The organism is Streptomyces sp. NPDC001728, from assembly GCF_040297565.1.
Lineage (GTDB): Bacteria > Actinomycetota > Actinomycetes > Streptomycetales > Streptomycetaceae > Streptomyces.
Genome location: NZ_JBEOZK010000028.1, coordinates 53,779 through 78,471, shown reverse-complemented (window position 1 = coordinate 78,471; position 24,693 = coordinate 53,779). Strand labels below are relative to the sequence as shown.

The following is a 24,693-nucleotide window of genomic DNA, read 5'->3' as shown; positions in this document are numbered from 1 at the left end:
GCCACGCCAGGCGCTGACGCCGCGACCGACGCACGACGGAGGGGCCCCGCACATGTGCGGGGCCCCTCCGTCGTGCGTCGGGTCGGGCTCAGAAGCCCCTCGTCCGCTTCGCCGCCCGGCGGGCCGCCGCCGCCCCCGGCGCCTGCATGAAGAGCCGGGCCAGCTCCCCACCCAGGTTCACACCGATCGCGATCGCCAGAGCCAGCGCCGCCGCCTTCGCCAGCGAAGCGAAACCCTGGTCCAGATTGTTCTGCGCGATCGCCAGCACCCCGAAGTACGTCGCCGAACCGGGCAGCAGCGGGCCGATCGCCGCCGTCACGTACGGAAGCGACGAGGTGTGCCTGTAGCGGGCGATCAGCTGCCCGAACAGCCCCACCAGACCGGCCGCCACCGCCGTCGCCATGACCGTCGAACCCTCGGCGGTCACCGCGATCGACGCGTAGATCACCCAGGCCACCCCGCCGTTCAGCGTCGCGAACAGCACCGTCGCCCGCGACTGCTGCAAGAGGATCGCGAACGTCGCGCACAGCACCATCGACGCCAGGATCTGCGTCACCGGCCGCTCCACCGCCCTCAGCGCCCCCTCGGGGTTGAGCTGCGCGTCGAACTGCACCGCGATGTACAGCACCGACAGCACGCCCACCACGATCGCGACGAAGAAGTACGCGACCTCCAGGAGCCGCGCCGAGGCAGTGATGTAGAAACCGGTCAGACCGTCCTGCACGGCCGCCACGAGTGCCCGCCCCGGGATCAGCGCGAACAGGCCACCGGTGATCACCGCCGAGGGCCGCAGACCCGCGTGGAGCAACGTCAGCAGCACCCCCATCGCCGCCGGCGGCATCGCCGCCACCAGGAACTGGTAGAACTCCGGCATCCCGCGCCCCGCGAACAGCCACGCCAGCCGGTCGCCCAGCACCGCGCCCAGCGCCGCCACGAAGAACACCGTGGTATCGCCGCCCAGCAGCACCGAGGCCGCACCCGCGAGCACACCGGCCGCCGCCGTGAGCACCCAGCCCGGATACGGATGCCGGTTGCGCCGGATCTCCGCCAGCCGCCGGTACGCCTCCTCGGGCGTCACCTCGTGCGCCCGCGCGTTGATGTCGGCCAGCAACGTGTAGACCGCCGCCAGCCGCGTGTAGTCCGTCCCCCGGCGCCGTACCGTCCGGTTCGCCGTGATCGGATCGTCCACCAGCGACGGCTGGTACGTGACGGACAACAGCGTGAACGTCACCGTCGGCTCGACCCGGTCCAGACCGTACGAACGGCAGATGACGAACATCGCCGCCTCGACGTCCTCCGCACCCTCACCACCCGCGAGCAGCAGCTCGCCGATGCGCAGCGTCAGGTCGAGCACACGCGGCACCGAAGGACCCGACTCGTCCTCCTTGCGCAGCGCCTCCGGCACCGGCCGCTCACCCACCGGCAGCCGCAGCATCGTCCGCATCCGGTCCTGCCACGGAGCGTCCTGCGGCAGCCGCACCAGCGGAATCCCGTACGCCGGGGTGAACGCGGGCGGCGAGTTCTTCGCCGAAGCCGCCGAATGCCCGGCCGGCGTCGCGAACGCCGAACCCTCCGGCTCGGCCGGCGGCTCCGGCGTCAGCCCCGGCGGAAGGGCGAACTCGGAGGTCGGATGCTCCTCCTCGGGCGGCGCGGGCTGATCCACCCCGGCCGGCGGAACGAACGCGCTCCGCGCCTCGTCCGACTGCGGCTTCCGGTCCTCCGGACCCTCGCCCGGAGCGTCCTTCCCGCCCTCCGGCTCCGCCACCACTCTCTCCGCCTCACTGCCTAGGGAACCGTGGCTTCCAGTATGAGCATGAGACGGGTGTGCGAAAGGCGGTGCACCCCGAGAGGTGCACCGCCTTCTCACACGACCGGAACAAGAACCGGCTCAGTGGCCGCCCTGCTCCTTGGCGCGCGCGTACGACTTCTCGATCTCTTCCTCGGCCTCGGCGCGACCGACCCAGTCGGCACCCTCGACCGACTTGCCCGGCTCCAGGTCCTTGTAGACCTCGAAGAAGTGCTGGATCTCCAGGCGGTCGAACTCCGCCACGTGGTGGATGTCCCGCAGGTGCTCCATGCGCGGGTCCGTCGCCGGGACGCACAGCAGCTTGTCGTCGCCGCCGGCCTCGTCCGTCATACGGAACATGCCGATCGCGCGGCACTTGATCAGGCAGCCCGGGAAGGTCGGCTCGTCGAGGATGACGAGCGCGTCCAGCGGGTCGCCGTCCTCGCCGAGGGTGTTCTCCACGTAGCCGTAGTCGGTCGGGTAGGCCGTCGACGTGAAGAGCCGACGGTCCAGGCGGATGCGACCCGTCTCGTGGTCGACCTCGTACTTGTTCCGCGATCCCTTCGGGATCTCGATGAGAACGTCGAACTCCACGGGTGGCTCCTCCTGAATCAACACAAGTGAATGCTCGCGACGGCGCGCGGTGGTTAAGTGTCCCTCACGCACGTGTGTGATCGCGAAAGGGGCTGGTCAGCAATGCCCGAGCCGAGGATGTGGCAGCTCACGGCGGGCTCCGCCGTCCTCGGTCTGGCCCTGGCCGCCGTGGCGGTGACCGCGGCCGGCCCGTGGGACTCGGGCCAGCGTACGGCCGAGCGGGCCCGCGCCGCCGCCCCGCAGGCGGGTGGCACACATCACTCCCCGGCCCCCGCGCCGCCCGCGCCCCGCCTCCCCGCGCCCGCCCCCAGCGCCCCCGGCGTCCTCACCGCCCTGCACGCCCCGGCGCCCGCCACCCGCGCCGCCGACCTCGCCGCCGTCCTCGTCCCGCTGCTCGCGGACCCCGGCCTCGGCCCGCTGCGCACCGCCTCCGTCGTCGACACCGCCACCGGCAGGCAGCTGTACGGCGAGGGCGCGGGCACCCCCATGACCCCCGCCTCCACGGTGAAGATCGCCACCGTCGCCGCCGCGCTCTCCGCCCTCGGCCCCGACCACCGCATCCCCACCACCGTCACCGCCACCCCCGACGGCACCACCGTCACCCTCGTCGGCGGCGGCGACCCCACGCTCGACCCGGCCCGCCTCAAGGCCCTCGCCGCCGACACCGCCCGCGCCCTCAAGAAGCGGGGCACCACCTCCGTACGCCTCGCCTACGACACCCGCCTCTACCAGGGCCCCGAGCTCCACCCCATCGGCCCCAACGAGAACCTCGCCCCCGTCGTCGCCCTCATGACCCGCGAAGGCCGCCTCGACGACAGCGCGAGCGGCCCCGCGCCCCGCACCGCCGACCCGGGCGGCGACACCGCCACCGCCTTCGCCGGCCTCCTCACCGGGGCCGGGATCACGGTCACCGGCGACCCGGCCCCCGGCCGCGCCCCCAAGGCCGCCCCCCTCGCCCGTACGTACTCGGCCCCTCTCGCCGACCTCGTCGAGCGCACCCTCACCCACAGCGACAACGACCTCGCCGAGGCCCTCGCCCGGCAGACCGCCCTCGCCCGGAAGCAGCCCGCGAGCTTCGACGGCGCGGGCCGGGCCGTACGGGACGAACTCGGCCGCCTCGGCCTCCCCGTCACCGGCGCCCGCTTCGCCGACGGCAGCGGACTCGACCGGCGCGACCGCGTCTCCGCCGCCCTCCTCACCGGACTCCTCACCCGGGCGGCCGACCCCGCCCGCCCCACCCTGCGCCCGCTCCTCACCGGACTGCCCGTCGGCGGCTTCACCGGCACCCTCGCCGGCCGCTTCGACACCGCACCGGCCCGGGCGGGAGCCGGCCTCGTCCGCGCCAAGACCGGCACCCTCACCGGCGTCAACACGCTCGCCGGGACCGTCGTCACCGCCGACGGCCGCCTCCTCGCCTTCGCGTTCCTCGCCGGCCGCACCACCTCCCCGTACGAGGCGCAGCCCGCCCTCGACCGGCTCTCCGCCGCCCTCGCCGGCCCGCGCTGACCCCGACCCGGCTCGTACGGGCCCCCACCGGGCCCCGTACGGGACACCGCCCGGCCGCCGCCCCGACCCGCACCGAAGCCGTCCCGAACCCCCACCGAACGGCCCCCGAGACCGTACGGTTGACGCATGACGAGCATCGGTGGCGCAGGCACATCCGGGATGGTCGACTGGAACCTCGCGGTCGCGACCGCGACCCGCCTCGTGCGGCCCGGACCCGAAGTCAGCCGCGACGAGGCCCGCGAGGTCGTCGCCGAACTCCGCAGGCACGCCAAGGCCGCGGAAGAACACGTCCGCGCCTACACGCGGATGATCCCCGAGGGCACGGAGCCGCACGACACCCCCGTCCTCGTCGTCGACCGGGCCGGCTGGATCAAGGCCAACGTCGCCGGCTTCCGCGAACTCCTCACCCCCCTCCTCGGCAAGATGCAGGACCGCCGGTCCGCAAGCCCCGGCAGCGCCGTCCTCGGCGCCGTCGGCGGCAAGGTCACCGGCGTCGAACTCGGCATGCTGCTGTCCTTCCTGGCCTCCCGCATCCTCGGCCAGTACGAGACCTTCGCTCCCGCCACCCGCGCCCTCCCCGCCGGAACCGGCGGCGGCCGTCTCCTCCTCGTCGCCCCCAACATCGTCCACGTCGAGCGCGAACTCGACGTCTCCCCGCACGACTTCCGGCTCTGGGTCTGCCTCCACGAGGAGACCCACCGCACCCAGTTCACCGCCGTCCCCTGGCTGCGCGACCACCTCCAGGGCGAGATCCAGTCGTTCCTCGCCGCCACCGACGTCGACCCCGGCACCGTCGTCGAACGCCTCCGCGAAGCCGCCCAGACCCTCGCCGGCGGTCGGCCCGAGGCCGAGGAGGGCGAACCCGCCCCCTCCCTCGTCGAACTCGTCCAGACCCCCGAGCAGCGCGAGATCCTCGGCCGCCTCACCGCCGTCATGTCCCTCCTGGAAGGCCACGCCGACTACGTCATGGACGGCGTCGGACCCGAGGTCGTCCCCTCCGTCGCCGAGATCCGGGAGAAGTTCAAGGTGCGCCGGGCCCGGGGCGCCTCCCGCCTCGACGTCGCCCTGCGCAAACTCCTCGGCCTCGACGCCAAGCTCCGCCAGTACCGCGACGGCGAGCGCTTCGTCCGCGCCGTCGTCGAGGAGGTCGGCATGGACGGCTTCAACCGCGTCTGGACCTCGCCCAACACGCTCCCCACCAAGTCCGAGATCGCCGCCCCCGCCGACTGGATCGCGAGGGTGCACCGTAGGGCAGACTCGTGAGACGGGTGCGACAGACGGCACACGAACACGTCATGACACCCCACCAATCACCCATCCGAGGGACCCTGGACATGGGGTGAGGCGTGCAATGCTCGGGTAACGGCCGGGTTTCTGTCACCATCGACGCACTCTGAGTGACTGAGTCCCTTTCCGACCGTTAAGACTCCGACCGAGGCACCCCACCCCCATCACGAAGGGCACCGGACATGGGTCCCCATCCTGCGGTCGCGGCGATACGCCTGGCGGTCCGCCGCGTACTCCACGACGTTCTCACCGAGCACCAGACCGACCCCGCCGCGGCGGACGACGGAACCCCCCTCGTTCTCGTCGCCTGCTCCGGAGGCGCCGACTCCATGGCGCTCGCCTCCGCCCTCGCCTTCGAGGCCCGCAAACTCCCCGTACGCGCCGGCGGCATCACCGTCGACCACGGACTCCAGCACGGCTCCGACACCCGCGCCCGCGAGGTCGCCGGACGCATGACCGCCCTCGGCCTCACCCCCGTCGAGGCCGTCGCCGTCACCGTCGGCCGCGAAGGAGGCCCCGAGGCCGCCGCCCGGGACGCCAGGTACGCGGCGCTGGACGCCGCCGCCGAGCGCCACGGAGCGTCCGCGATCCTCCTCGGCCACACCCGCGACGACCAGGCCGAGACCGTCCTCCTCGGCCTCGCCCGCGGCTCCGGCATCCGCTCGCTCTCCGGCATGGCCGCCGTCTCCGGCGCCGCCGGCCGCTACCGGCGCCCCTTCCTCCGGCTCGACCGCCAGACCGTCCGCAAGGCCTGCGTCGCCCAGGAACTCGCCGTCTGGGACGACCCCCACAACACCGACCCCGCCTACACCCGCTCCCGGCTCCGCCACGAAGGCCTCCCCGCCCTGGAGAAGGCCCTCGGCAAGGGCGTCGTCGAAGCCCTCGCCCGGACGGCCCAGCTCTCCCGCGACGACGCCGACGCCCTCGACACCTGGGCCGCCGACGCCGAGACCTCCGTACGCGACGAGGCGGGCGCCCTCGAATGCGCCAAGCTCCACGGGCTGCCCACCGCCGTACGCCGCCGCGTCCTGCGCAGGGCCGTGATCGCCGAGGGCGCCCCCGCCGGCTCCCTCTTCGCCCGGCACATCGAGGAAGTCGACCGGCTCATCACCGGATGGCGCGGCCAGGGGGCCATCAACCTGCCCGGCCGCGTCGAAGCCCGTCGTCAGGGTGGCAGACTGGTCATCCGGCAAGGCTGACGCACGCTGCAACGAAAGTGACCCGGGTGAACGAGAAGGACATGGGCACCGACCTCCAGTCGGTGCTCATCACCAAGGAAGAGATCGACGCCAAGCTGGCAGAGCTGGCCGCGAAGATCGACGCGGAATACGCGGGCAAGGACCTGCTCATCGTCGGCGTCCTCAAGGGCGCGGTGATGGTGATGGCGGATCTGGCTCGCGCCCTTTCCACCCCCGTCACCATGGACTGGATGGCCGTCTCCTCCTACGGCGCCGGCACCCAGTCCTCGGGCGTCGTCAGGATCCTCAAGGACCTCGACACCGACATCAAGGGCAAGCACGTCCTGATCGTCGAGGACATCATCGACTCCGGCCTGACCCTGTCCTGGCTGCTGTCGAACCTCGGCTCGCGCGAGCCCGCCACCCTTGAGGTGTGCACGCTCCTGCGCAAGCCCGAGGCGGCGAAGGTCGCGATCGACGTCAAGTGGATCGGTTTCGACATCCCCAACGAGTTCGTCGTGGGCTACGGCCTCGACTACGCCGAGAAGTACCGGAACCTTCCGTTCGTCGGCACGCTCGCCCCGCACGTGTACGGCGGCTGACAGTCGCCGCGTCACGGGGAACCCGTACCGCCTTCCCCCCGTTGAACCATGGGAAGGCGGTCGCGGGCGACGATGCTGAGGTACCGTCCGAAGAACAGCTTTTTCACACAGCAGCTCTCACAGCAGCATTTTCCTACGGGCAGGAGGGACGGGGCGTTCTCGCTCCGTATGGATGGACGTGAAGCGATACTTCCGTGGGCCGGTCATGTGGATCGTGCTGGCCGTCCTCGCCGTGGTCGTGCTGATGCAGGTCGTCGGCTCGTCCGAGGGCTACAAGACGGTGGACACCGGCAAGGTCGTCCAGGCGATCGACAAGAACCAGGTCAAGCAGGCAAAGGTCACCACCGGTGACGAGCAGATCGTCAAGATCGAACTCGTCGACGGCCAGAAGATCGACAACAGTAGCAAGGTCCAGGCCAGCTACATCGGCACCCAGGGTGCCGACCTGGCCGACAAGCTGCAGCAGAAGTTCGAGGCCGGGCAGATCGAGAAGGGCTACACCGTCTCCCCGACGAAGCAGTCGCCCTTCGTCTCGATCCTGCTCTCCCTCCTCCCCTTCGTCCTCATCGTGGTCGTCTTCCTGTTCCTGATGAACCAGATGCAGGGCGGCGGCTCGCGCGTCATGCAGTTCGGCAAGTCCAAGGCGAAGCTCATCACCAAGGACACGCCGAAGACCACCTTCGCCGACGTCGCGGGCGCGGACGAGGCCGTCGAGGAACTCCACGAGATCAAGGAATTCCTCCAGGAACCCGCCAAGTTCCAGGCCGTCGGCGCCAAGATCCCCAAGGGCGTCCTGCTCTACGGTCCGCCCGGAACCGGCAAGACGCTCCTCGCGCGCGCCGTCGCCGGCGAGGCCGGGGTCCCCTTCTACTCGATCTCCGGCTCCGACTTCGTCGAGATGTTCGTCGGCGTCGGCGCCTCCCGGGTCCGCGACCTCTTCGAGCAGGCCAAGGCCAACGCGCCCGCCATCGTCTTCGTCGACGAGATCGACGCCGTCGGACGCCACCGCGGCGCCGGCCTCGGCGGCGGTCACGACGAGCGCGAGCAGACCCTCAACCAGCTCCTCGTCGAGATGGACGGCTTCGACGTGAAGGGCGGCGTCATCCTGATCGCCGCCACGAACCGGCCCGACATCCTCGACCCGGCCCTGCTCCGTCCCGGACGGTTCGACCGGCAGATCGCCGTCGACCGGCCGGACATGCTGGGCCGACTGGAGATCCTCAAGGTCCACCAGAAGGGCAAGCCGGTCGCCCCGGACGTCGACCTCGGCGCCGTCGCCCGACGCACCCCCGGCTTCACCGGAGCGGACCTCTCCAACGTCCTCAACGAGGCGGCGCTCCTCACCGCGCGCGGCGATCAGAAGCTGATCGACAACCACGCGCTCGACGAGGCGATCGACCGTGTGGTCGCGGGCCCGCAGAAGCGGACCCGGATCATGTCGGACAAGGAGAAGAAGATCACCGCGTACCACGAGGGCGGCCACGCCCTCGTCGCGGCGGCCTCGCCGAACGCCGACCCCGTCCACAAGATCACCATCCTGTCCCGGGGCCGCGCCCTGGGCTACACGATGGTCCTGCCGGACGAGGACAAGTACTCGACCACCCGCAACGAGATGCTCGACCAGCTGGCGTACATGCTGGGCGGCCGTGCGGCGGAGGAACTGGTCTTCCACGACCCGACCACCGGCGCCGCCAACGACATCGAGAAGGCCACGGCCACGGCCCGCGCGATGGTCACCCAGTACGGCATGACCGAGCGTCTGGGCGCCATCAAGTTCGGCGGCGACAACACCGAGCCGTTCCTCGGGCGCGAGATGTCGCACCCGCGTGACTACTCGGAAGAGGTCGCTGCGCTGGTCGACGAAGAGGTCAAGAAGCTCATCGAGACCGCGCACAACGAGGCCTGGGAGATCCTCGTCGAGAACCGTGACGTTCTCGACAACCTGGTCCTCGCCCTGCTGGAGAAGGAGACGCTGGGCAAGGAGGAGATCGCCGAGATCTTCACCCCCATCGTCCGGCGCCCGGCCCGTCCGGCCTGGACCGGCTCCTCCCGCCGTACGCCGTCCACGCGTCCGCCGGTGCTCTCCCCCAAGGAGCTCGCACTGACGAACAGCGCGAACGGCTCGGCAGCCCCGGTCGACACCACGAAGGGCATCGAGATCGCCCCCGTGGACACCCCCGAGGACTGACCGCAGGACCCCGGAATGGCTGCCGCGCCCCCACAGGTTTTAGCCTGTGGGGGCGCGGCATTTCGCGCACATCAGCCAGACGGAACGAGGCACAGAGATGACCGACCCGGTGACGCTGGACGGCGAGGGCGAGATCGGCGATTTCGACGAGAAGCGCGCCGAGGCAGCCGTACGCGAGCTCCTCATCGCGGTCGGCGAGGACCCGGACCGTGAGGGTTTGCGGGAGACGCCGGGGCGGGTGGCGCGGGCGTACAGGGAGCTGTTCGCGGGCTTGTGGCAGAAGCCTGAGGAAGTCCTCACGACGACGTTCGACCTAGGGCACGACGAGATGGTCCTGGTGAAGGACATCGAGCTGATGGCCACCTGTGAACATCATTTGCTGCCATTCCATGGCGTGGCTCATATTGGTTACATTCCGGCTGTATCGGGCAAGATCACTGGACTGTCCAAGCTGGCTCGCCTCGTCGATGTCTTCGCCCGCCGTCCGCAGGTCCAGGAGCGCCTGACGACGCAGATCGCCGACTCGCTCATGGAGATCCTTGAGGCGCGCGGCGCGATCGTCGTCATCGAGGCCGAGCACATGTGCATGTCCCTGCGTGGTGTCCGCAAGCCCGGTGCCAAGACGACCACCTCGGCGGTACGAGGCCAACTTCGTGACGCTACTACACGCGCTGAGGCCATGTCCTTGATACTGGCCCGCTAGTAGCGGGCTGTCCGCCTTGCTCCCTACCGTCCCCGATCAGCGGAGTCGATCGCTGATCAAGGGGGCGGTATGGGGTACGGACCGACCAGCAAGATGCTGGTCAACCTGGTGGACGGGTGCGCGCAGGCCAAGAACGTGGCGCCGGGCAGCATGATGTGGACCCTGGACGGCGACCGTACGGTGCGGACGACGGTCGTGGGGGTGACGGCGGCGAAGGCGCGGGCCGCCGTGGACGTGGTCACGGACCACATGACCTTCACGGCCAGCCCGGATCTGCTGCTCGCGACACCGGACGGGTGGACGCACGCGGCGGACGCGGCGGGCGCGACGGTCGCCTGGACGTATGCGCGGAAGCTGTGCCGGGAGCGGTTGACGATCAAGCCGGGGTACGAGTTCGGCTACTTCGGGGGAGCCACGTGCGCCGACGGAACGGTCGGCAAGAACTACGTCTCGCTGGTCGTGAACGAGGAGGCCTTCGCGACCCGCTACGCGACCGCGCTGACGGCCTGTACGGGTCTTCCGGCACGGCTTGAGGCGGTGACCCGTCCATCCGGCTATCTGAAGCGGGACCTGCCAGGCTTCCGGGTGCGGGTGGTGTCGTCGTACCTCTCGGACGCCTTGCGTCACTACGTGGGTGGGGATGCCCACCACATGCGGCAGCGATTCCCTCGGGTGGTTCTAAGGGACAGCGATACGTTCGAGGGCTTCCTGGACGAAAACATCGAGGGTGACGGCTGCCGCCTCAAACATTGGCACGGACGCATCATCGCGAGCGCCAACCCTCGCTTCCTGGCCGAGCTCGCTTCCGTCATCGGGGCCCGGTTCACTCCTAAGGCCAAGGGCGCCTCGCAACTCTGCGTGTCGGACCGCTGGGCGAGCCGCAACACCTTCGCCCCCGAAGAGCACCCCCTCGACCCGCCCGAATCCACCTGGATCAAGATCCAAGAGGTCCGCCCCCGCCCCGCCCCCGGGCGCCAAGCCCTTCACCTTCTACAGCTACCGGCTCGCCCCGTACCCGACCTTCCTGCTGAACGGGCACCTCGCGCGCGAGGCCCGATAGGGGTCAGGCGGCCGGGGCCCGGTTCTTGTCGTCGTCCTCCGGCAGTCTGCAGACGCGTTCCAGGAAGAGGGCGGCTGCGATGACCGCGATGCCTGCCGCTACCGAGAGGGCCGCGTAGAGGGCCTGGTCGCGGCGGGCCGGGACGTCCAGGGAGCCCAGGAGGAAGACGCCCGTGCCGCCGTACATGCCGGCGACCAGGGCGGCGACCAGGGCGCTCGCCTGGCCGAAGACCACCGCGCGGGCCGCCATCAGGGGCTCGACGCCCTTCGCGCCGGGGCGGCGCTCGCGCTGGGCCTTGAGGCGGGCGCGGATCGACAGGGCGGTCGCGGTGAGGACGACGGCGATCACGGCGAGGACGATGGGCGCGGCGATCGGCACGCTCGGGAGGGTGCCGACCGAGTCCCAGAGTTTGGCGGCACCCCAGGAGAGGATGCCGGCCACGAGGAACAGTCCGGCGAGCACCTTCAGCCGCAGTTGTTTCACCGGGTGTCCTTCACGTGTTCGTCGGTCGTGTTCGTGGGCGGTCTGCCACGAAGCGTAACGACTACTCGGGCAGACGGAGTTCCAGGTCGGCGCGGCGGGTGACGCCTTCGGCGCCGACGGCGGCGAGGAGGTCGGTGACGGCGCCGCGGCCGGGGATCAGGGCCTCGGGGTCCACGTCGTGCCAGGGGGCGAGCACGAAGGCGCGCTCGTGGGCGCGGGGGTGGGGGAGGGTGAGGACGGGGTCGTCGGAGACCACGTCGGCGTACGCGACGATGTCGACGTCGATGGTGCGGGCGCCCCAGCGCTCCTCGCGGACGCGGTGGAAGGCCTCCTCGACGGCGTGGGCCCGCTCCAGGAGGGAGGAGGGCGGCAGCGTGGTCTTCACCAGTGTGACGGCGTTGAAGTACGCCGGCTGGCTACCGGGCTCGACGCCCCAGGGCTCCGTCTCGTACACGGGGGAGACCGCCTTGACCCGGAGGCCGGGGGTGTCCGCGAGGGCGTCGACGGCCCCCTGGAGGGTCTCCAGGCGGTTGCCGAGGTTGGCGCCGAGGGCGATGACGGCCCAGCGGGGGTTGGAGAGCGTCACATCGGCCGCGTCGACGGTCTCGACGACGGAGGCGGGTACGGGCTGGACGGTGGGGTCGCTCTGCGTCGGTTTCATCGTCGGCTCCGGGTGATCGTGATGGTCACGTCGTCGAAGGGCACGGTGATGGGCGCGTCCGGCTTGTGGACGACGACTTCCACCTCCTGGACCCCGGCGTGGCTGAGGCACTGCTGGGCGATGCGCTCGGCGAGGGTTTCGATGAGGTCGACGGGCTCGCCCTGGACGACGGCGACGACTTCCTCGGCGACGATCCCGTAGTGCACGGTCTTCGTCAGGTCGTCGTCGGCCGCCGCCGGGCGGGTGTCCAGGCCGAGGACCAGGTCCACGATGAAGGTCTGGCCCTCCTCGCGCTCCTTGGGGAAGACGCCGTGGTGGCCCCGGGCCTTGAGGCCGCGCAGCGCGACACGATCCACGCGAATCACTCCTGCTGTCGTAGTTCGGGTGGCCACGCAGCCGGGTGCGGACGGCCGGGTGTCCATCGTCGAATCTACCTGCGGGCACCGACAGGGCTTGCCCGTGGGGGGCGTGGGCGGGTCCGGAGGGGGTTCTACGCGTCGTCCGGGCGGGTCCCCTCGTCCTCGGATTCCTCGGTCTCCGCAAGGACGGGGGAGGCGTGGTGGGACCAGATCCGCCAGCCGTCGGGTGTGTGGCGGAACACATTGGTGGCGACCACGAGCTGGCCGACGAGGGGTCCGAGTTCGGCGCCGTCCTCGGCGGGGCCGCCGCTGAGGATGTTCTCGGTGCAGGTGACGATCGCGGTGCCGCCGGCCAGGGAGATCTTCAGGTCGGTGAGGAAGAACTGGATGTACTCGGTGTTCGCCATGATCAGCGCGTACGAGCGGAGCACCTCGCCGCGGCCGGTGAGCACGGGCCAGCCGGGGTGGACGCACGTGATGGGGGTGGCGCCGTCGTCGAGCCAGAGCGCGGAGACGGTCTCGAAGTCGCCGGCCTCCATCGCCTCGTAGAAGGCCGTGTTGACGGCTTCGACGGCCGTCTCGTCGGAGCTGCGGCCGGTGCGGCTCACGCGGCTCCCTCGACGGCGCGGGCGACGCGTACGGCGTCGGCGGTGGCCCTGACCTCGTGGACGCGGACGGCCCACGCGCCCGCGTGGGCGGCGAGGGCGGAGACGGCGGCGGTGGCGGCGTCCCGTTCGCGGGCGGGCGGCGGGGCGGCGCCGGGTTCGCGGGTGAGGACGTGGCCGAGGAACCGCTTGCGGGAGGCGGCGACGAGGAGGGGCCTGCCGAGGGCGCGGAGCTCGGGGAGGTGGGCGACGAGCGCGAGGTCGTGGGGGGCGAGCTTGGCGAAGCCGAGGCCGGGGTCGACGACGATCCGTTCGGGGGAGATCCCGCCGTCGACGACGGCCTCCAGGCGGGTGCGGAGTTCGCGGACGACCTCGGTGACGACGTCGTCGTACACGGCGAGGCCGTTCATGTCCTGGCTGAAGCCGCGCCAGTGCATGACGACGAAGGGGACTTCGGCGGCGGCGACGGCGGGGACCATCTCCGGGTCGGCGAGGCCGCCGCTGACGTCGTTGACGAGCACGGCCCCGGCTTCGACGGCGCGGGCGGCGACACCGGCGCGCATGGTGTCGACGGAGACGGTGACGCCTTCGGCGGCGAGGCCGCGGACGACGGGGACGACGCGGCGGAGTTCCTCCTCCTCGTCGACGCGGGTGGCGCCGGGGCGGGTGGACTCGCCGCCGACGTCGATCAGGTCGGCGCCCTGGGCGACGAGGTCGAGGCCGTGTTTGACGGCGGCCGTGGTGTCGAACCATCGGCCGCCGTCGGAGAAGGAGTCGGGGGTCACGTTGACCACGCCCATGACCGCGCAGCGGTCCCACTCCGGCAGGCCCAGGGCCGTACCCCGGTCGATCGTCGTACTCATGTGTCCAGCGTAGGGCCCAGGGGTGGGATCAGGCCGCGTGGATCTCGCGCTCGGAGGGGGCGGGGACGATGTGGGCGCAGGGCCGGGGGGCCCGGGCGGGGCGCCGGCGGGCGAAGGGCCGGGGCAGGGAGACGTTCACGAAGCCTTCGGCCTGCATGGCGGCGAAGCCGATGCGGGGGAGGTCGCGGCTGTTGCGGTAGACGACGAAGCGGGGTTCCCAGCGTGGCCGGAACTTGGCGTTGAACTTGTAGAGCGACTCGATCTGGAACCAGCGGGAGAGAAAGACGAGGAGTCCGCGCCAGACGCGCAGGACGGGTCCGGCGCCGATCTTCTCGCCGCGGGCGAGGGCGGAGCGGAACATGGCGAAGTTGAGCGAGACGCGGGTGATGCCGAGGGCGGGGGCGTCCTGGAGGGCGGCGACGATGAGCAGCTCGTTCATGCCGGGGTCGGCGGAGCGGTCGCGGCGCATGAGTTCGAGGGACATCCCGTCGGGGCCCCAGGGGACGAAGTGGATGATCGCTTTGAGGTCGCCGTAGGGGGAGTGGGGGTCGTCGTCGGTGTCGGTCTTGTGGGCGGTCGCTATCACGGCGTCCCCGTCGCCGGGGGCTCCGATGCGGCCGAGGGCCATGGAGAAGCCGCGTTCGGTGTCGGTGCCGCGCCAGTCGGCGGCGGCGCGGCGGACGCGTTCGAGTTCGGCGTCGTCGAGGTCGCGGACGCGGCGGACGCGGGTGGTGTAGCCGTTGCGTTCGATGCGCTTGACCATCTGGCGGACGTTGCGCATGGCGCGTCCGGAGAGGGAGAAGTCGGCGACGTCGACGACGGCCTCGTCGCCGAGTTCGAGGGCGTCGAGGCCGGTCTCGCGGGTCCAGACCTGGCCGCCGGTCTCGGAGCAGCCCATGACGGCGGGGGTCCAGGAGTGGGCCTTGGCCTCGTCCATGAAGCGTTCGATGGCGCCGGGCCAGGCTTCGACGTCGCCGATGGGGTCGCCGCTGGCGAGCATGACGCCGGAGACGACGCGGTAGCAGACGGCGGCCTTTCCGCTGGGGGAGAAGACGACGCCCTTGTCGCGGCGGAGGGCGAAGTGGCCGAGGGAGTCGCGACCGCCGTGCTGGTCGAGGAGGGCGCGCAGCCGGGTCTCGTCCTCGTCGGTGAGGCGGGCGGCGGGGTGCTCGGGCCGGAAGGCGAAGTAGATGGTGGTGAGGGCGGTGAGCATGCCGAGGGCGCCGAGGGAGTAGCCGACGGTCCAGTCGACGCCCTTGGTGTAGCCGACGGGGCCTTCGAGGCCGACGAGTCCGTAGAGGACGTGTTCGAGGCGGTCGGCGAGGCTGGGGTCGCCGATGACGCGGCGCGGGTGGGCACTGACGATGACGAGGCCGAGGGCGATGGAGCCGGCGCCCATGAGGACGAAGTTGGCGAGGGCGCGCCAGCGGCTGCGGGGGTCGGGGAGAGCGGCGAACTCGTCTCGATGGCGGAGGAGGAGGGCCAGGAGGGCGAGGGAGAAGAGGGTGCCGAGGATGGAGTGGCGCCAGAGGAACTGGGCGGCGGCGCCGACGGGGAGCAGGACGACGACGGCGCGCCAGGCGCGGCGCTTGTTGCGCTTGAGGCCGTGGGCGAGGAGCAGGAGGAGGACGCCGGCGCTCAGGGAGAGGGCGGCGGACAGGGGTCCGAGGGGTCCGAGGGTGCCGGGGAGGACTTCGGCGAAGGAGTGCATCCGGCTGACGCGGAAGCGGGGGAAGACGCCGGCGGCGATGTCGATGAGGCCGCCGAGGGTGACGGCCGTGCCGATGAGCGTGGGGACGTTCTCGGGACGGGGGCCGCGGAGAATCCGCCGTACCCGTACCGGAACCAATCCTGATTTGTCCCCATCTACCGTGACAGACATGGCTTCCCGTACTTCCCGTGGTCCTGCGAAGGGTCCTTGACTCCGGTCGGGCCCTGCGGCGCGTTCGGCGGGCCGTCCCGGGTGGTGCGCCTTCTAGGACGGAGTCGTGCGGGCTCGGGTTCATCGGTTCACAGGAAATTCTCGGAAAGGAAGGCTCGGTCGTCCCATGGGTCTCACCAGTAGCAAAGTTCTCGTGGTGTCGGTCGGGCTGGCCGTGGTGCTGTTCCTCGCCACGGTCTGGCTGTGGCCGCGGCTCGCGCGCCGGGGGTGGCGCGCGTACGCGGGGCGGGTGGGGCTGCTGCTGGCGACCCAGCTGGCGCTGTTCGCCGCGGTGGGGCTGGCGGCGAACCGGTCGTTCCTCTTCTACGGCTCCTGGGCGGACCTGTTCGGGCAGGAGCAGGGGATGGGTGTGGTCGTCGATCACGGGGCCGGTTCGAAGGCGGTCCGGGTGGTGGGCCGGCAGGGGCTCGACGTGCCGGGCGGGGGGCGTCCGGAGGTCGGCGGGCAGATACAGAAGGTCGTGGTGGCGGGGGAGCGGTCGGGGATCGTCTCGCCGGCCTATGTGTACCTGCCGCCGGAGTACTTCCAGGCGCGGTACGCGAAGCGCACGTTCCCTGCGTCGGTGGTGCTCACGGGGTATCCGGGGACGGCGGAGAACCTCATCAAGGGGTTGAAGTACCCGAAGACGGCGTACCTCCAGGCGAAGGAGGGGCGGATGCAGCCGATGATCCTGGTGATGCTGCGTCCGACGGTGGCGCCGCCGCGGGACACCGAGTGCGTGGACGTGCCCGGAGGGCCGCAGACGGAGACCTTCTTCGCGGAGGACCTGCCGAAGGCGGTCTCGGCGACGTACCGGGTGGGGACGAAGCCGCGGAACTGGGGGTTCATGGGCAACTCCACGGGCGCGTACTGCGCGCTGAAGATCGCCCTGCACCATCCGGACCGGTTCGCGGCGGGGGCCGGGTTCTCGGCGTACTACCGGGCGGCGGAGGACGTGACGACGGGTGACCTCTTCCACGGGGACGACGGGCTGCGCAAGCGGTCGAACCTGCTGTGGAGCCTGGACCACCTGCCGCAGGGGAGGTCGTCGTTCCTGGTGACGACGTCGAAGCGGGGCGAGGACAACCTGCGGGGCACGAAGGAGTTCATCAAGAAGGTGAAGAGCCCGGCCAGGGTCTCGTCGATCACGCTGGACAGCGGCGGCCACAACTTCAACACGTGGAACCGGGAGATCCCGCCGGGCATGGTCTGGATGGGCGGCAAGCTCAGCGCGAGCTGAGCCCAGGACCGGGCGCCCCGGGGGTTACGAGACCGATGCCCGGCGCAGGGCGCGGTGGACGCCCTCCGGGGTGAGGACGCCGAGGGGGCGGCCGTCGGCGCCGGTGACGAGGAGACGGCCGGTGTCGTGCTGGAGGAGCACGGCGAGGGCGTCCTTGAGGGAGGTCCCGAGGGGGACGGGGTCGGGGGCGCCGTCCGGGCTCCCGGCCGTCGCGGTCGCCGGTGCCGCCCCGGGGTCCGCCGCCTTCTCCAGGAGTACGGGTTCCAGGTCGGCCTCGGTGACGGGTGTGACGGCCAGCCGCTTCAGGCCCCGGTCGCTGCCGACGAAGTCCGCGACGTACGGGGTGGCGGGGGAGCCGAGGACGGTGGCCGGGGTGTCGAACTGCTCGATCCGGCCCTGCCCGTAGACGGCCATGCGGTCGCCCATGCGGACGGCCTCCTCGATGTCGTGGGTGACGAGGAGGACGGTCTTGCGGACGGTGGCCTGGAGGGCGAGGAACTCGTTCTGGAGGCGCTCGCGGACGACGGGGTCGACGGCGCCGAAGGGCTCGTCCATGAGCAGGACGGGCGGGTCGGCGGCGAGGGCGCGGGCGACGCCGACGCGCTGCCGCTGGCCGCCGGAGAGCTGGGCGGGGTAGCGGGAGCCGTAGACGGCCGGGTCGAGGCCGACGAGGTCGAGGAGCTCGGCGGCACGCGCGCGTGCGGCGGCCTTCTTCCAGCCGAGCAGCGCGGGGACGGTCGCGGTGTTGTCGAGGACCGTGCGGTGGGGGAAGAGCCCGACCTGCTGGATGACGTAGCCGATCTTGCGGCGCAGGGCGACGGGGTCGACGCCGGCGATGTCCTCGCCGTCGACGAGGACGCGGCCGGAGGTCGGCTCGACGAGCCGGTTCACCATCATCATCGTGGTCGTCTTGCCGCAGCCGGACGGCCCCACGAGAGTGACGAGTTCGCCCTCGGCGACCTCGAAGGAGAGGTCGTCGACGGCGGTCGTGCCGTCCTCGTACCGCTTGGTCACCTGCTCGAACCGGATCATGGTTCCCCATTCTGGCCCCTGGATGCCGGGGGTGTGTGAAGGGCGTGTTGCCGCATTGTGGCGGGTCCCGGGGATTGTCGGTGGCGGGGGTTAGGGTCGTCACACATGCGTTCGGGAAGGTCTGCCACCCGGGGGGAGGGACGGATGAGCGCACCGAACTGTCTGGTCACGAACGACTGGATATGCGGGGAGTATCTGCGGACGCGCGCCCAGGAGTTGACGGACGCCACGCTCCAGCATGTGGGAATCACGGTCGTGTCGGTACTGATCGCGCTCGCCGTCGCCGTACCGCTCGCCCTGCTCGTCCGGGCCAGGCCCCGCTTCGCGGGACCGGTCCTCGGACTGACCACCCTGCTCTACACGGTGCCGTCGCTCGCCATGTTCTCGCTGCTGCTGCCCTTCTTCGGGCTGTCGTCGGCGCTCGTGGTGACCGGCCTCGTCCTGTACGCGCTGACGATCCTCGTGCGGAACGCGCTGGCGGGGCTCGCCGCCGTACCCGCCGAGACCCGGGAGGCCGCCCGGGGCATGGGGTACGGCTCGCTACGGCTCCTCTGGCAGGTCGAACTGCCGCTGGCGCTCCCGGTGCTGATGGCGGGGATACGGATGGCGACGGTCTCCACGATCGCGCTGACGACGGTCGGTTCGGTCGTCGGCCGCGGCGGCCTCGGCAACCTCATCGAGGACGCGCTGCCCACCTTCTTCAAGGCACAGATGCTCGCCGCCTCCGTGCTGTGCGTGCTGCTCGCCGTCGTCGCGGATCTGCTGCTCCTGGGGCTGCAGCGGCTGCTCACGCCGTGGACCCGCATACGGACCGCGCCGGGGGGTGAGTGACATCGGGGTCGTGACGGACGCCTGGGGCTGGCTCACCACCGACGCGCACTGGACGGGCGAGGACGGAATCGGGCAGCGGCTCGCCGAGCACGTGTACGTGAGCGGGGCCGCGTTGCTGATCGCGGCGGCGCTCGCGCTGCCGCTGGGGCTCTGGCTCGGCCACCTCGGCAGGGGCGGGGCGCTCGCGGTCAACGTGTCGAACGTGGGGCGTGCGATCCCCGTCTTCGCGGTGCTGGCCCTGTTCATGGTGTCGCCCCTGCGGAACGCCGGGTATGTGCCGACGGTCGTGGCCCTGGTGCTGTTCGCGATACCCCCGCTCCTGACCAACGCGTACGTGGGGGTGCGGGAGGTGGACCGGGCCGCGGTGCGGGCCGCGCGGGGGATGGGGATGACGGGCGGTCAGCTGTTCCGCCGGGTCGAACTGCCCCTCGCCCGGCCGGTGGTGATGACCGGGATCCGCTCGGCGGCGGTGCAGGTGGTGGCGACGGCGACGGTCGCGGCGATGGTCGGGCAGGGCGGCCTCGGCCGGATCATCACGGCCGGCTTCGCCACGTACGACACCGCGCAGGTCGTCGCGGGCGCGGTGCTCGTGGCCCTGCTGGCCCTCCTGGTGGAGGGCGTACTGGTGGGCCTGGACCGACTTCTCGAACTTCGTGGACGACCGGCCGAACGCAGACCGGCCGAACGCAGACCGGCCGAACGCAGACCGGCCGAACGCAGACTGGCCGAACGCAGACTGGCCGAACGCAGACCGGCAGAACGCAGACCGGAACGACCGACCAAACGCTGACTGGATGGGTGATCTCGTGAACAGGGTCTCGCGAATCGCGGGCGCGGTGCTGGGGACGGCGGCGCTGACCGTCGCGCTCGCCGCGTGCGGCGGTGACAGCCTGGAGCAGGGCAAGCAGAAGGAGTCCGGGGGCTCCGGCGACTCCGGTGGCGGTAAGAAGGGCTCGCTGGTGGTCGGCGCGGCGGCGTTCACCGAGGCCAAGGTGCTGGCCGAGCTGTACGCGCAGTCGCTGCGGGCCGCCGGATACTCCGTGTCGATCACCACGGTGAAGAATCGCGAGCTGTACGAACCGTCGCTGGAGAAGGGCGAGATCGACGTCGTCCCGGAATACGCGGCGACGATCGCGGAATTCCTCAACGCGAAGGTGAACGGGCCGAAGGCGCCGGAGGACGCGCCCGTCGCGTCCGGTGACGCGACGGCCACCGTCGAGGCGCTGCGGAAGCTCGCCGAACCGCGCGGTCTGAAGGTCCTCGCCGCCGGTGCGGCGGTCGATCAGAACGCCTTCGCGGTGACGAAGGAATTCGCCGCGAAGAACAAGCTGACGACGCTTTCCGATCTCGGTCGCGCGAAGCTGAAGGTGAAGATCGCCGCCGGTGACGAATGCGCGGTCCGGCCGTTCTGCGCGCCCGGTCTGAAGACGACGTACGGGATCGACGTGACCGGGATCGACCCCAAGGGCGTCGGCACCCCGCAAGCCAAGCAGGCGGTGAAGGACGGGGTGGACCAGCTGGTCCTGACCACCACGACGGACGCCACGATCGACGGCTACGGCCTGGTCTTCCTCACCGACGACAAGAAGCTGCAGAACGCCGACAACGTACTGCCGGTGGTGAACGCGAAGGACGCCGGTTCCCCCGAGATAGCCGCCGCCCTGGACAAGCTCACCAAGGTGCTGACCACAGCGGATCTCGCCGAACTCAACCGCAGGGTGGACGCCGAGCGGGCGAAGCCGGAGGACGTCGCCAAGGACTATCTGGTGACGAAGGGGCTGCTCAACAAGTAGACGTCGGGGGAGGGGCGTCGGCTCGAAACGGAACCGGAACGGTTGATATCCACTTCTGATGGCGAGAAGTGGCCAAGAGATTGCCGGGCCGACGCCCCACGCGGCGCCTACGCACGGTAAATTTCAGGCCATGCCACGTGGACGCCACCGCCATTCCCCGCCTCTGCACAAACTGCTGCCTCCCTCAGCGGTCGCCGGCGCCGCGGTCGTGTGCGCCGCGGCGGCCTGGCTGCCCGGCGATCAGGTGCTCGCGCGGCTGCTCGCGTCGGCCGCGGCAGCCGCCGCCGTCACCGGCGCCGTCCTCATGCGCAGTTGGGACCGGAGCGCCGGTCTGCGGGTCGCCGAGCTCGACCGGGCGCGCACCGCCGACCAGTGGAAGGCCGAGGAGCGGGTCGCCGAGCTGGAGTCCGACCTCGAGGAGTCCCGCGCGCTGCGGGCCCGCCTCGACGCCAAGCTCCGCGCCAAGCGCGTCGAACTGGCCGGGCTGCGCGGCGAGCACGCCGACCTGCTCCGCCGGTACGCCACCGCTGAGACCGAGCGCGCCAGCGCCCTGGAGGGCGCGCGCGTCCTGGCCCTGGAGACGGCGGCCGGCACGGCCGCCTCGGCCGCCACCAAGGCCCTGCCCGCCGGTGGGTCCGCACCCACCCCGGAGGCCTTCCGCCGCGCCGCCCAGGCACTTCGCGACCTGCCGCGCAGCGCCGCCGCCCAGCACGCCCGCCGGACCACCGAGGCGGCCCGCGCCCGTGACCTCGCCGAGCGGGCCCGCGAGACGGAGGAGCCGCAGGGGAAGCACGCGGCGACCGCCGCGACCGAGCACACCCGCCCGGCCGCCCCCGCCCTCGCGCTCCCGCCGGCCGCGCCGGTCCCGCCCGCCTCCACCATGGTCCCGGCCGTCCCGACCGCGGCCGCGATCGTCCCGTACGCGGCCCGCAGGCCCGTGCCGCGCCCCGAGGGCGGCTTCGACTTCTTCGGTACGCAGAAGGCGGCGGAGGCCATCGAGGCCGTGCAGAACACCGACCTCGCCGATGTCGTCGGCGAGGAGGTCCTCGAAGAGGTCCTGGCCGCGCAGGCGACGCTCGGCGCCCCGCTGCTCACCCCGATCAGCCCCTCGGGCACCCCCGTCAACGCCCTCGCGCCCCGGGTCACCCCGTCCCGAGCGGTCGGCCAGGTCATCGACCTGACCGCGCACGACGAGACCGAGCAGCTCGACCTGGCCGAACTCCGCGGAGCGGTGAACTCGTGACGCACCGCCTCACCGACCTCACGGCCGGTGGGGCCGCCGAGCGCCGGGACGAACTGCTCGCCCTGTGCGCCCAGGCCTTCTGCGGCGCCCCCTGGCACGAACCGCCGCTCGGCGCCGTACGGACGGTGGACCGGCTGCTGGACTCGGCGGCCGGGCGGCCCGATTACCGGGGCGTCGCCGCGCTCGGCCCCGACGGGGAACTCCAGGGCTTCGCCGCCGGCTGGACCGACACCGCGCTGTCCGGCCGCGAGCCCGCCTTCGAACTCGCCGAACTCGTCGTCGCCCCCGCCCGGCAGGGCCTCGGCCTCGGGCGCGCGCTCCACGACGCCCTGCTCGACGGACCGCCCCCGGGACCCCGGCTCCTGATGACCCTCGACGTACCGGAACTGACCGGGCGGTACGCGCGCTGGGGCTGGACCCTGGTCGAGCGGCGGCGGCCGGCCCGGGAGGAACGGGAGTACGTCGTGATGCGCCGGGAGCGCTGACTCCCGGCGCCCGGCTACTTGTCGATGTCGCCGACGACGAAGAACAGCGACCCCAGGATCGCCACCATGTCGGCGACGAGCGTCCCCGGCAGCAGTTCCACGAGGGCCTGGATGTTGTTGAAGGACGCCGAGCGCAGCTTCAGCCGGTACGGGGTCTTCTCGCCCTTGGACACCAGGTAGTAGCCGTTGACGCCGAGCGGATTCTCGGTCCACGCGTACGTGTGGCCCTCCGGCGCCTTGAGCACCTTCGGCAGCCGCTGGTTGATCGGCCCCGGCGGCAGCTCCGCCATCCGGTCCAGGCAGGCGTCCGCCAGGTCCAGGGAGTTGTGCGTCTGGTCGAGGAGGCACTCGAAGCGGGCCAGGCAGTCGCCCTCCTCGCGCACGGCGACCTTCAGGGTGTCCTGGAGGTCCCCGTAGGCCAGGTACGGCTCGTCACGGCGCAGGTCGAAGTCGACGCCCGAGGCGCGGGCGATCGGCCCCGACACCCCGTAGGCGTGAACCGCCGCCGGGGACAGGACGCCGACCCCGCGCGTACGGCCCCGGAAGATCTCGTTGCCGAGGACGAGCCGGTCGTACACGTCCATCCGCGACCGCACGTCGGCGACGGCCTGCCGGGCCCTGCCCAGCCAGCCGGCCGGCAGGTCCTCCTTGAGGCCGCCGACCCGGTTGAACATGTAGTGCATCCGGCCGCCGGAGACCTCCTCCATCACCGCCTGGAGCTCCTCGCGCTCCCGGAAGGCATGGAAGACCGGGGTGATCCCGCCCAGTTCGAGCGGGTAGGAACCGAGGAACATCAAATGGTTGAGGACCCGGTTCAGCTCCGCGAGGAGGGTACGGGTCCACACCGCGCGCTCCGGGACCTCCATGCCGAGCATCCGTTCCACGGCCATGACCACGCCGAGCTCGTTGGAGAAGGCGGACAGCCAGTCGTGACGGTTGGCCAGCATGATGATCTGCCGGTAGTCGCGCGCCTCGAAGAGCTTCTCCGCGCCCCGGTGCATATAGCCGATCACCGGCTCGGCCTGCCGCACGACCTCGCCGTCGAGCACGAGCCGGAGCCGGAGCACGCCATGGGTCGAGGGATGCTGCGGCCCGATGTTCAGCACCATGTCGGTGCTCTCCGCCGCGCCGCCGATGCCGACCGTCGTCTCCGTCATGCGGTCAGTATCCCCCGAGGCCCGACACGGCCCGGCCGCCCCGACCCGGCACCCGCCGGGTCAGCCAGAGGAAGTCCCCGAGCCCACCGCGCGCGGTGAGCTCCGCGGCCTCCCCGGCGGCGGACAGCGCGCGCAGGTACGCGGCGGGATCGGCCGAGGCGAGGGCCAGCGGAGGGCGCCCGCCCGCCACCCCGAGCCGGCCGAGCGCCTCCCGCTGGGTGACGAGCCCGCCGAGACCGTCCGGAGCCGTCGGGACCTCCGCGCCCCCACCCGCCGCCGCGCACGCGTCCAGGGCCACGTGCGCCGTCAGGTCGCAGGAGCCGTCCGGGACCGGCGGGACCTCGCGGCCCGCGCGGAAGCCGGTCAGGGAGCCGAAGGGCGGCCGGGACGCCCGTACGTGCGCGTAGTCCACGGCCACCGCCCGGCCCGCCGCCAGCGAACCCACCGCCGCCGCCCAGGCCTCGTCCCTGGGCCAGCCGATCTCGGCCCGCGCGCCCGGCTCCGTCAGCGGCCACCAGCGGGCCAGCCACTCCGCGTCCCGGCCGTCGACGGGACCGCCGAGCCGCTCCGTGCCGTCCGGGCGGACCTCCACGTACCTGACGGTGCCCTCCGCGTCCGCCTCGGCCACGTCCACCGGCACGTTGTCGAGCCACTCGTTCGCGAAGAGGAGTCCGCGCGTCCCTCGGGGGATCCGGCCGGTCCACTCGATCCGGGGGTCGAACCCCGTCGGCCGGGGGGCCCGCTCGACGGCGTACGCCCGGACGGTGAGCCCGCTGCCCTCCGTGGCGGCGAGCACCCCGGTGAGGAGTTCACCGCGCCCCGCGCCCACGTCCACCAGGTCGATCCCGGTCGTCCCCAGCTCCTCCGCGACCTCGCCGAGCAGCCGGGCGACGGCCCCCGCGAAGAGCGGGGAGGCGTGCACCGAGGTGCGGAAGTGACCCGCGGGTCCCTCCGGGCGCAGATAGAAGCCCCCCGGGCCGTACAGCGCCCGTTCCGTGGCTTCCCGCCACCCCTGCCACTGACACGTCTCATCCGTCACGGGCCCCAGTCTCCACCTCGGGGAGTACGGGCCCCGCGCCAAGGATCGACCCCACGGTTGATCCCCGCACCTGCCTC

At 71.8% G+C, this 24,693-nt stretch carries 24 protein-coding genes; 13 read left to right on the top strand and 11 right to left on the bottom strand.

Features of this window, described 5'->3' with window-relative positions; genetic code table 11:
• Positions 1–88: 88 nt before the first annotated feature.
• The gene (locus ABT154_RS31010; RefSeq protein ID WP_351861276.1) at positions 89–1,768 is read right to left on the bottom strand and encodes a threonine/serine exporter family protein; all 1,680 of its coding nucleotides are present in this window, start codon (positions 1,766–1,768) and stop codon (positions 89–91) included.
• 120 nt (positions 1,769–1,888) lie between these two features.
• A complete protein-coding gene (locus tag ABT154_RS31005) occupies positions 1,889–2,380 on the bottom strand; it encodes an inorganic diphosphatase (RefSeq protein ID WP_024758444.1) in 492 nt (163 codons plus the stop codon).
• 102 nt (positions 2,381–2,482) lie between these two features.
• On the opposite strand from ABT154_RS31005, the gene dacB reads away from it, so the two are divergent.
• The 7 genes from dacB to ABT154_RS30970 all read left to right on the top strand — a co-directional run bounded on the left by dacB (position 2,483) and on the right by ABT154_RS30970 (position 10,987).
• Complete coding sequence (gene dacB / locus ABT154_RS31000; protein WP_351861274.1) at positions 2,483–3,886, top strand: D-alanyl-D-alanine carboxypeptidase/D-alanyl-D-alanine endopeptidase; 1,404 nt, start codon at positions 2,483–2,485, stop codon at positions 3,884–3,886.
• 126 nt (positions 3,887–4,012) lie between these two features.
• Positions 4,013–5,149 (top strand): Rv3626c family coenzyme F420 biosynthesis-associated protein, encoded by a 1,137-nt coding sequence (locus ABT154_RS30995; RefSeq protein ID WP_351861272.1) that lies wholly within the window; start codon positions 4,013–4,015, stop codon positions 5,147–5,149.
• 206 nt (positions 5,150–5,355) lie between these two features.
• Positions 5,356–6,372 (top strand): tRNA lysidine(34) synthetase TilS, encoded by a 1,017-nt coding sequence (tilS, locus tag ABT154_RS30990; protein WP_351861270.1) that lies wholly within the window; start codon positions 5,356–5,358, stop codon positions 6,370–6,372.
• Between the two features lie 41 nt (positions 6,373–6,413).
• Positions 6,414–6,953, top strand: a complete 540-nt coding sequence (hpt, locus tag ABT154_RS30985) for a hypoxanthine phosphoribosyltransferase (RefSeq protein WP_351861291.1) — start codon at positions 6,414–6,416, stop codon at positions 6,951–6,953.
• Between the two features lie 172 nt (positions 6,954–7,125).
• The gene (ftsH, locus tag ABT154_RS30980) at positions 7,126–9,141 is read left to right on the top strand and encodes an ATP-dependent zinc metalloprotease FtsH (RefSeq protein ID WP_351861268.1); all 2,016 of its coding nucleotides are present in this window, start codon (positions 7,126–7,128) and stop codon (positions 9,139–9,141) included.
• 97 nt (positions 9,142–9,238) lie between these two features.
• Entirely contained in the window at positions 9,239–9,844 is a 606-nt protein-coding gene (gene folE / locus ABT154_RS30975; RefSeq protein WP_351861266.1) for a GTP cyclohydrolase I FolE, read from the top strand.
• Positions 9,845–9,913: 69 nt separating this feature from the next.
• Entirely contained in the window at positions 9,914–10,987 is a 1,074-nt protein-coding gene (locus ABT154_RS30970) for a hypothetical protein (protein WP_351861264.1), read from the top strand.
• On the opposite strand, the gene ABT154_RS30965 is transcribed toward ABT154_RS30970, so the two are convergent.
• The 6 genes from ABT154_RS30965 to ABT154_RS30940 all read right to left on the bottom strand — a co-directional run bounded on the left by ABT154_RS30965 (position 10,908) and on the right by ABT154_RS30940 (position 15,757).
• The gene (locus ABT154_RS30965) at positions 10,908–11,387 is read right to left on the bottom strand and encodes a DUF3180 domain-containing protein (protein WP_351861263.1); all 480 of its coding nucleotides are present in this window, start codon (positions 11,385–11,387) and stop codon (positions 10,908–10,910) included. The genes ABT154_RS30970 and ABT154_RS30965 overlap by 80 nt on opposite strands.
• Before the next feature lie 61 nt (positions 11,388–11,448).
• On the bottom strand, positions 11,449–12,048 hold the full coding sequence (gene folK / locus ABT154_RS30960) for a 2-amino-4-hydroxy-6-hydroxymethyldihydropteridine diphosphokinase (RefSeq protein ID WP_351861261.1): 600 nt from the start codon (positions 12,046–12,048) through the stop codon (positions 11,449–11,451).
• Positions 12,045–12,404 carry a dihydroneopterin aldolase gene (folB, locus tag ABT154_RS30955; protein ID WP_351861259.1) on the bottom strand — a complete coding sequence of 120 codons (360 nt, stop codon included), beginning with the start codon at positions 12,402–12,404 and terminating at the stop codon, positions 12,045–12,047. Before folB ends, folK begins: the two co-directional genes overlap by 4 nt.
• Positions 12,405–12,538: 134 nt before the next feature.
• Positions 12,539–12,946, bottom strand: coding sequence for a nuclear transport factor 2 family protein (locus ABT154_RS30950; protein ID WP_502969628.1), 408 nt, complete (start codon positions 12,944–12,946; stop codon positions 12,539–12,541).
• A 65-nt stretch (positions 12,947–13,011) separates the two neighbouring features.
• The gene (gene folP / locus ABT154_RS30945) at positions 13,012–13,875 is read right to left on the bottom strand and encodes a dihydropteroate synthase (RefSeq protein ID WP_351861255.1); all 864 of its coding nucleotides are present in this window, start codon (positions 13,873–13,875) and stop codon (positions 13,012–13,014) included.
• Between the two features lie 28 nt (positions 13,876–13,903).
• Complete coding sequence (locus ABT154_RS30940; protein WP_351861253.1) at positions 13,904–15,757, bottom strand: phosphatidylglycerol lysyltransferase domain-containing protein; 1,854 nt, start codon at positions 15,755–15,757, stop codon at positions 13,904–13,906.
• A gap of 166 nt (positions 15,758–15,923) precedes the next feature.
• Here ABT154_RS30940 and ABT154_RS30935 point away from each other — a divergent pair, with 166 nt between their 5' ends.
• Positions 15,924–17,036 carry an alpha/beta hydrolase gene (locus ABT154_RS30935; RefSeq protein WP_351861251.1) on the top strand — a complete coding sequence of 371 codons (1,113 nt, stop codon included), beginning with the start codon at positions 15,924–15,926 and terminating at the stop codon, positions 17,034–17,036.
• 24 nt (positions 17,037–17,060) lie between these two features.
• Here ABT154_RS30935 and ABT154_RS30930 read toward each other — a convergent pair whose 3' ends face one another.
• A complete protein-coding gene (locus tag ABT154_RS30930) occupies positions 17,061–18,068 on the bottom strand; it encodes an ABC transporter ATP-binding protein (protein WP_351861249.1) in 1,008 nt (335 codons plus the stop codon).
• A 144-nt stretch (positions 18,069–18,212) separates the two neighbouring features.
• On the opposite strand from ABT154_RS30930, the gene ABT154_RS30925 reads away from it, so the two are divergent.
• From ABT154_RS30925 to ABT154_RS30905, 5 genes are all read left to right on the top strand, one after another.
• The gene (locus ABT154_RS30925) at positions 18,213–18,899 is read left to right on the top strand and encodes an ABC transporter permease (protein ID WP_351861247.1); all 687 of its coding nucleotides are present in this window, start codon (positions 18,213–18,215) and stop codon (positions 18,897–18,899) included.
• 1 nt (position 18,900) lies between these two features.
• On the top strand, positions 18,901–19,689 hold the full coding sequence (locus tag ABT154_RS30920) for an ABC transporter permease (RefSeq protein ID WP_351861288.1): 789 nt from the start codon (positions 18,901–18,903) through the stop codon (positions 19,687–19,689).
• A gap of 4 nt (positions 19,690–19,693) precedes the next feature.
• Positions 19,694–20,692 carry an ABC transporter substrate-binding protein gene (locus tag ABT154_RS30915; RefSeq protein WP_351861245.1) on the top strand — a complete coding sequence of 333 codons (999 nt, stop codon included), beginning with the start codon at positions 19,694–19,696 and terminating at the stop codon, positions 20,690–20,692.
• Between the two features lie 130 nt (positions 20,693–20,822).
• A complete protein-coding gene (locus tag ABT154_RS30910; RefSeq protein ID WP_351861243.1) occupies positions 20,823–21,935 on the top strand; it encodes a hypothetical protein in 1,113 nt (370 codons plus the stop codon).
• A complete protein-coding gene (locus ABT154_RS30905) occupies positions 21,932–22,420 on the top strand; it encodes a GNAT family N-acetyltransferase (RefSeq protein WP_351861242.1) in 489 nt (162 codons plus the stop codon). The genes ABT154_RS30910 and ABT154_RS30905 overlap by 4 nt, the downstream gene beginning before the upstream one ends.
• Positions 22,421–22,434: 14 nt before the next feature.
• On the opposite strand, the gene ABT154_RS30900 is transcribed toward ABT154_RS30905, so the two are convergent.
• Both ABT154_RS30900 and ABT154_RS30895 read right to left on the bottom strand, forming a co-directional pair.
• On the bottom strand, positions 22,435–23,577 hold the full coding sequence (locus ABT154_RS30900; protein WP_351861240.1) for an NADH-quinone oxidoreductase subunit D: 1,143 nt from the start codon (positions 23,575–23,577) through the stop codon (positions 22,435–22,437).
• A gap of 4 nt (positions 23,578–23,581) precedes the next feature.
• The gene (locus tag ABT154_RS30895; RefSeq protein WP_351861238.1) at positions 23,582–24,616 is read right to left on the bottom strand and encodes an SAM-dependent methyltransferase; all 1,035 of its coding nucleotides are present in this window, start codon (positions 24,614–24,616) and stop codon (positions 23,582–23,584) included.
• Positions 24,617–24,693: the final 77 nt, after the last annotated feature.

Excerpts from the sequence above, each read along its gene's own strand:
- hpt (WP_351861291.1), top strand. The coding sequence starts at position 6,414 with ATGGGCACCGACCTCCAGTCGGTGCTCATCACCAAGGAAGAGATCGAC.
- ABT154_RS30915 (WP_351861245.1), top strand. The coding sequence starts at position 19,694 with ATGGGTGATCTCGTGAACAGGGTCTCGCGAATCGCGGGCGCGGTGCTG.
- ABT154_RS30940 (WP_351861253.1), bottom strand. The coding sequence starts at position 15,757 with ATGTCTGTCACGGTAGATGGGGACAAATCAGGATTGGTTCCGGTACGG.
- folE (WP_351861266.1), top strand. The coding sequence starts at position 9,239 with ATGACCGACCCGGTGACGCTGGACGGCGAGGGCGAGATCGGCGATTTC.
- ABT154_RS30935 (WP_351861251.1), top strand. The coding sequence starts at position 15,924 with ATGGGTCTCACCAGTAGCAAAGTTCTCGTGGTGTCGGTCGGGCTGGCC.
- ftsH (WP_351861268.1), top strand. The coding sequence starts at position 7,126 with ATGGACGTGAAGCGATACTTCCGTGGGCCGGTCATGTGGATCGTGCTG.
- ABT154_RS30900 (WP_351861240.1), bottom strand. The coding sequence starts at position 23,577 with ATGACGGAGACGACGGTCGGCATCGGCGGCGCGGCGGAGAGCACCGAC.
- ABT154_RS30910 (WP_351861243.1), top strand. The coding sequence starts at position 20,823 with ATGCCACGTGGACGCCACCGCCATTCCCCGCCTCTGCACAAACTGCTG.
- ABT154_RS30970 (WP_351861264.1), top strand. The coding sequence starts at position 9,914 with ATGGGGTACGGACCGACCAGCAAGATGCTGGTCAACCTGGTGGACGGG.
- ABT154_RS30930 (WP_351861249.1), bottom strand. The coding sequence starts at position 18,068 with ATGATCCGGTTCGAGCAGGTGACCAAGCGGTACGAGGACGGCACGACC.
- ABT154_RS30925 (WP_351861247.1), top strand. The coding sequence starts at position 18,213 with ATGAGCGCACCGAACTGTCTGGTCACGAACGACTGGATATGCGGGGAG.
- dacB (WP_351861274.1), top strand. The coding sequence starts at position 2,483 with ATGCCCGAGCCGAGGATGTGGCAGCTCACGGCGGGCTCCGCCGTCCTC.
- folP (WP_351861255.1), bottom strand. The coding sequence starts at position 13,875 with ATGAGTACGACGATCGACCGGGGTACGGCCCTGGGCCTGCCGGAGTGG.
- ABT154_RS30950 (WP_502969628.1), bottom strand. The coding sequence starts at position 12,946 with ATGGAGGCCGGCGACTTCGAGACCGTCTCCGCGCTCTGGCTCGACGAC.
- folK (WP_351861261.1), bottom strand. The coding sequence starts at position 12,048 with ATGAAACCGACGCAGAGCGACCCCACCGTCCAGCCCGTACCCGCCTCC.
- ABT154_RS30995 (WP_351861272.1), top strand. The coding sequence starts at position 4,013 with ATGACGAGCATCGGTGGCGCAGGCACATCCGGGATGGTCGACTGGAAC.
- tilS (WP_351861270.1), top strand. The coding sequence starts at position 5,356 with ATGGGTCCCCATCCTGCGGTCGCGGCGATACGCCTGGCGGTCCGCCGC.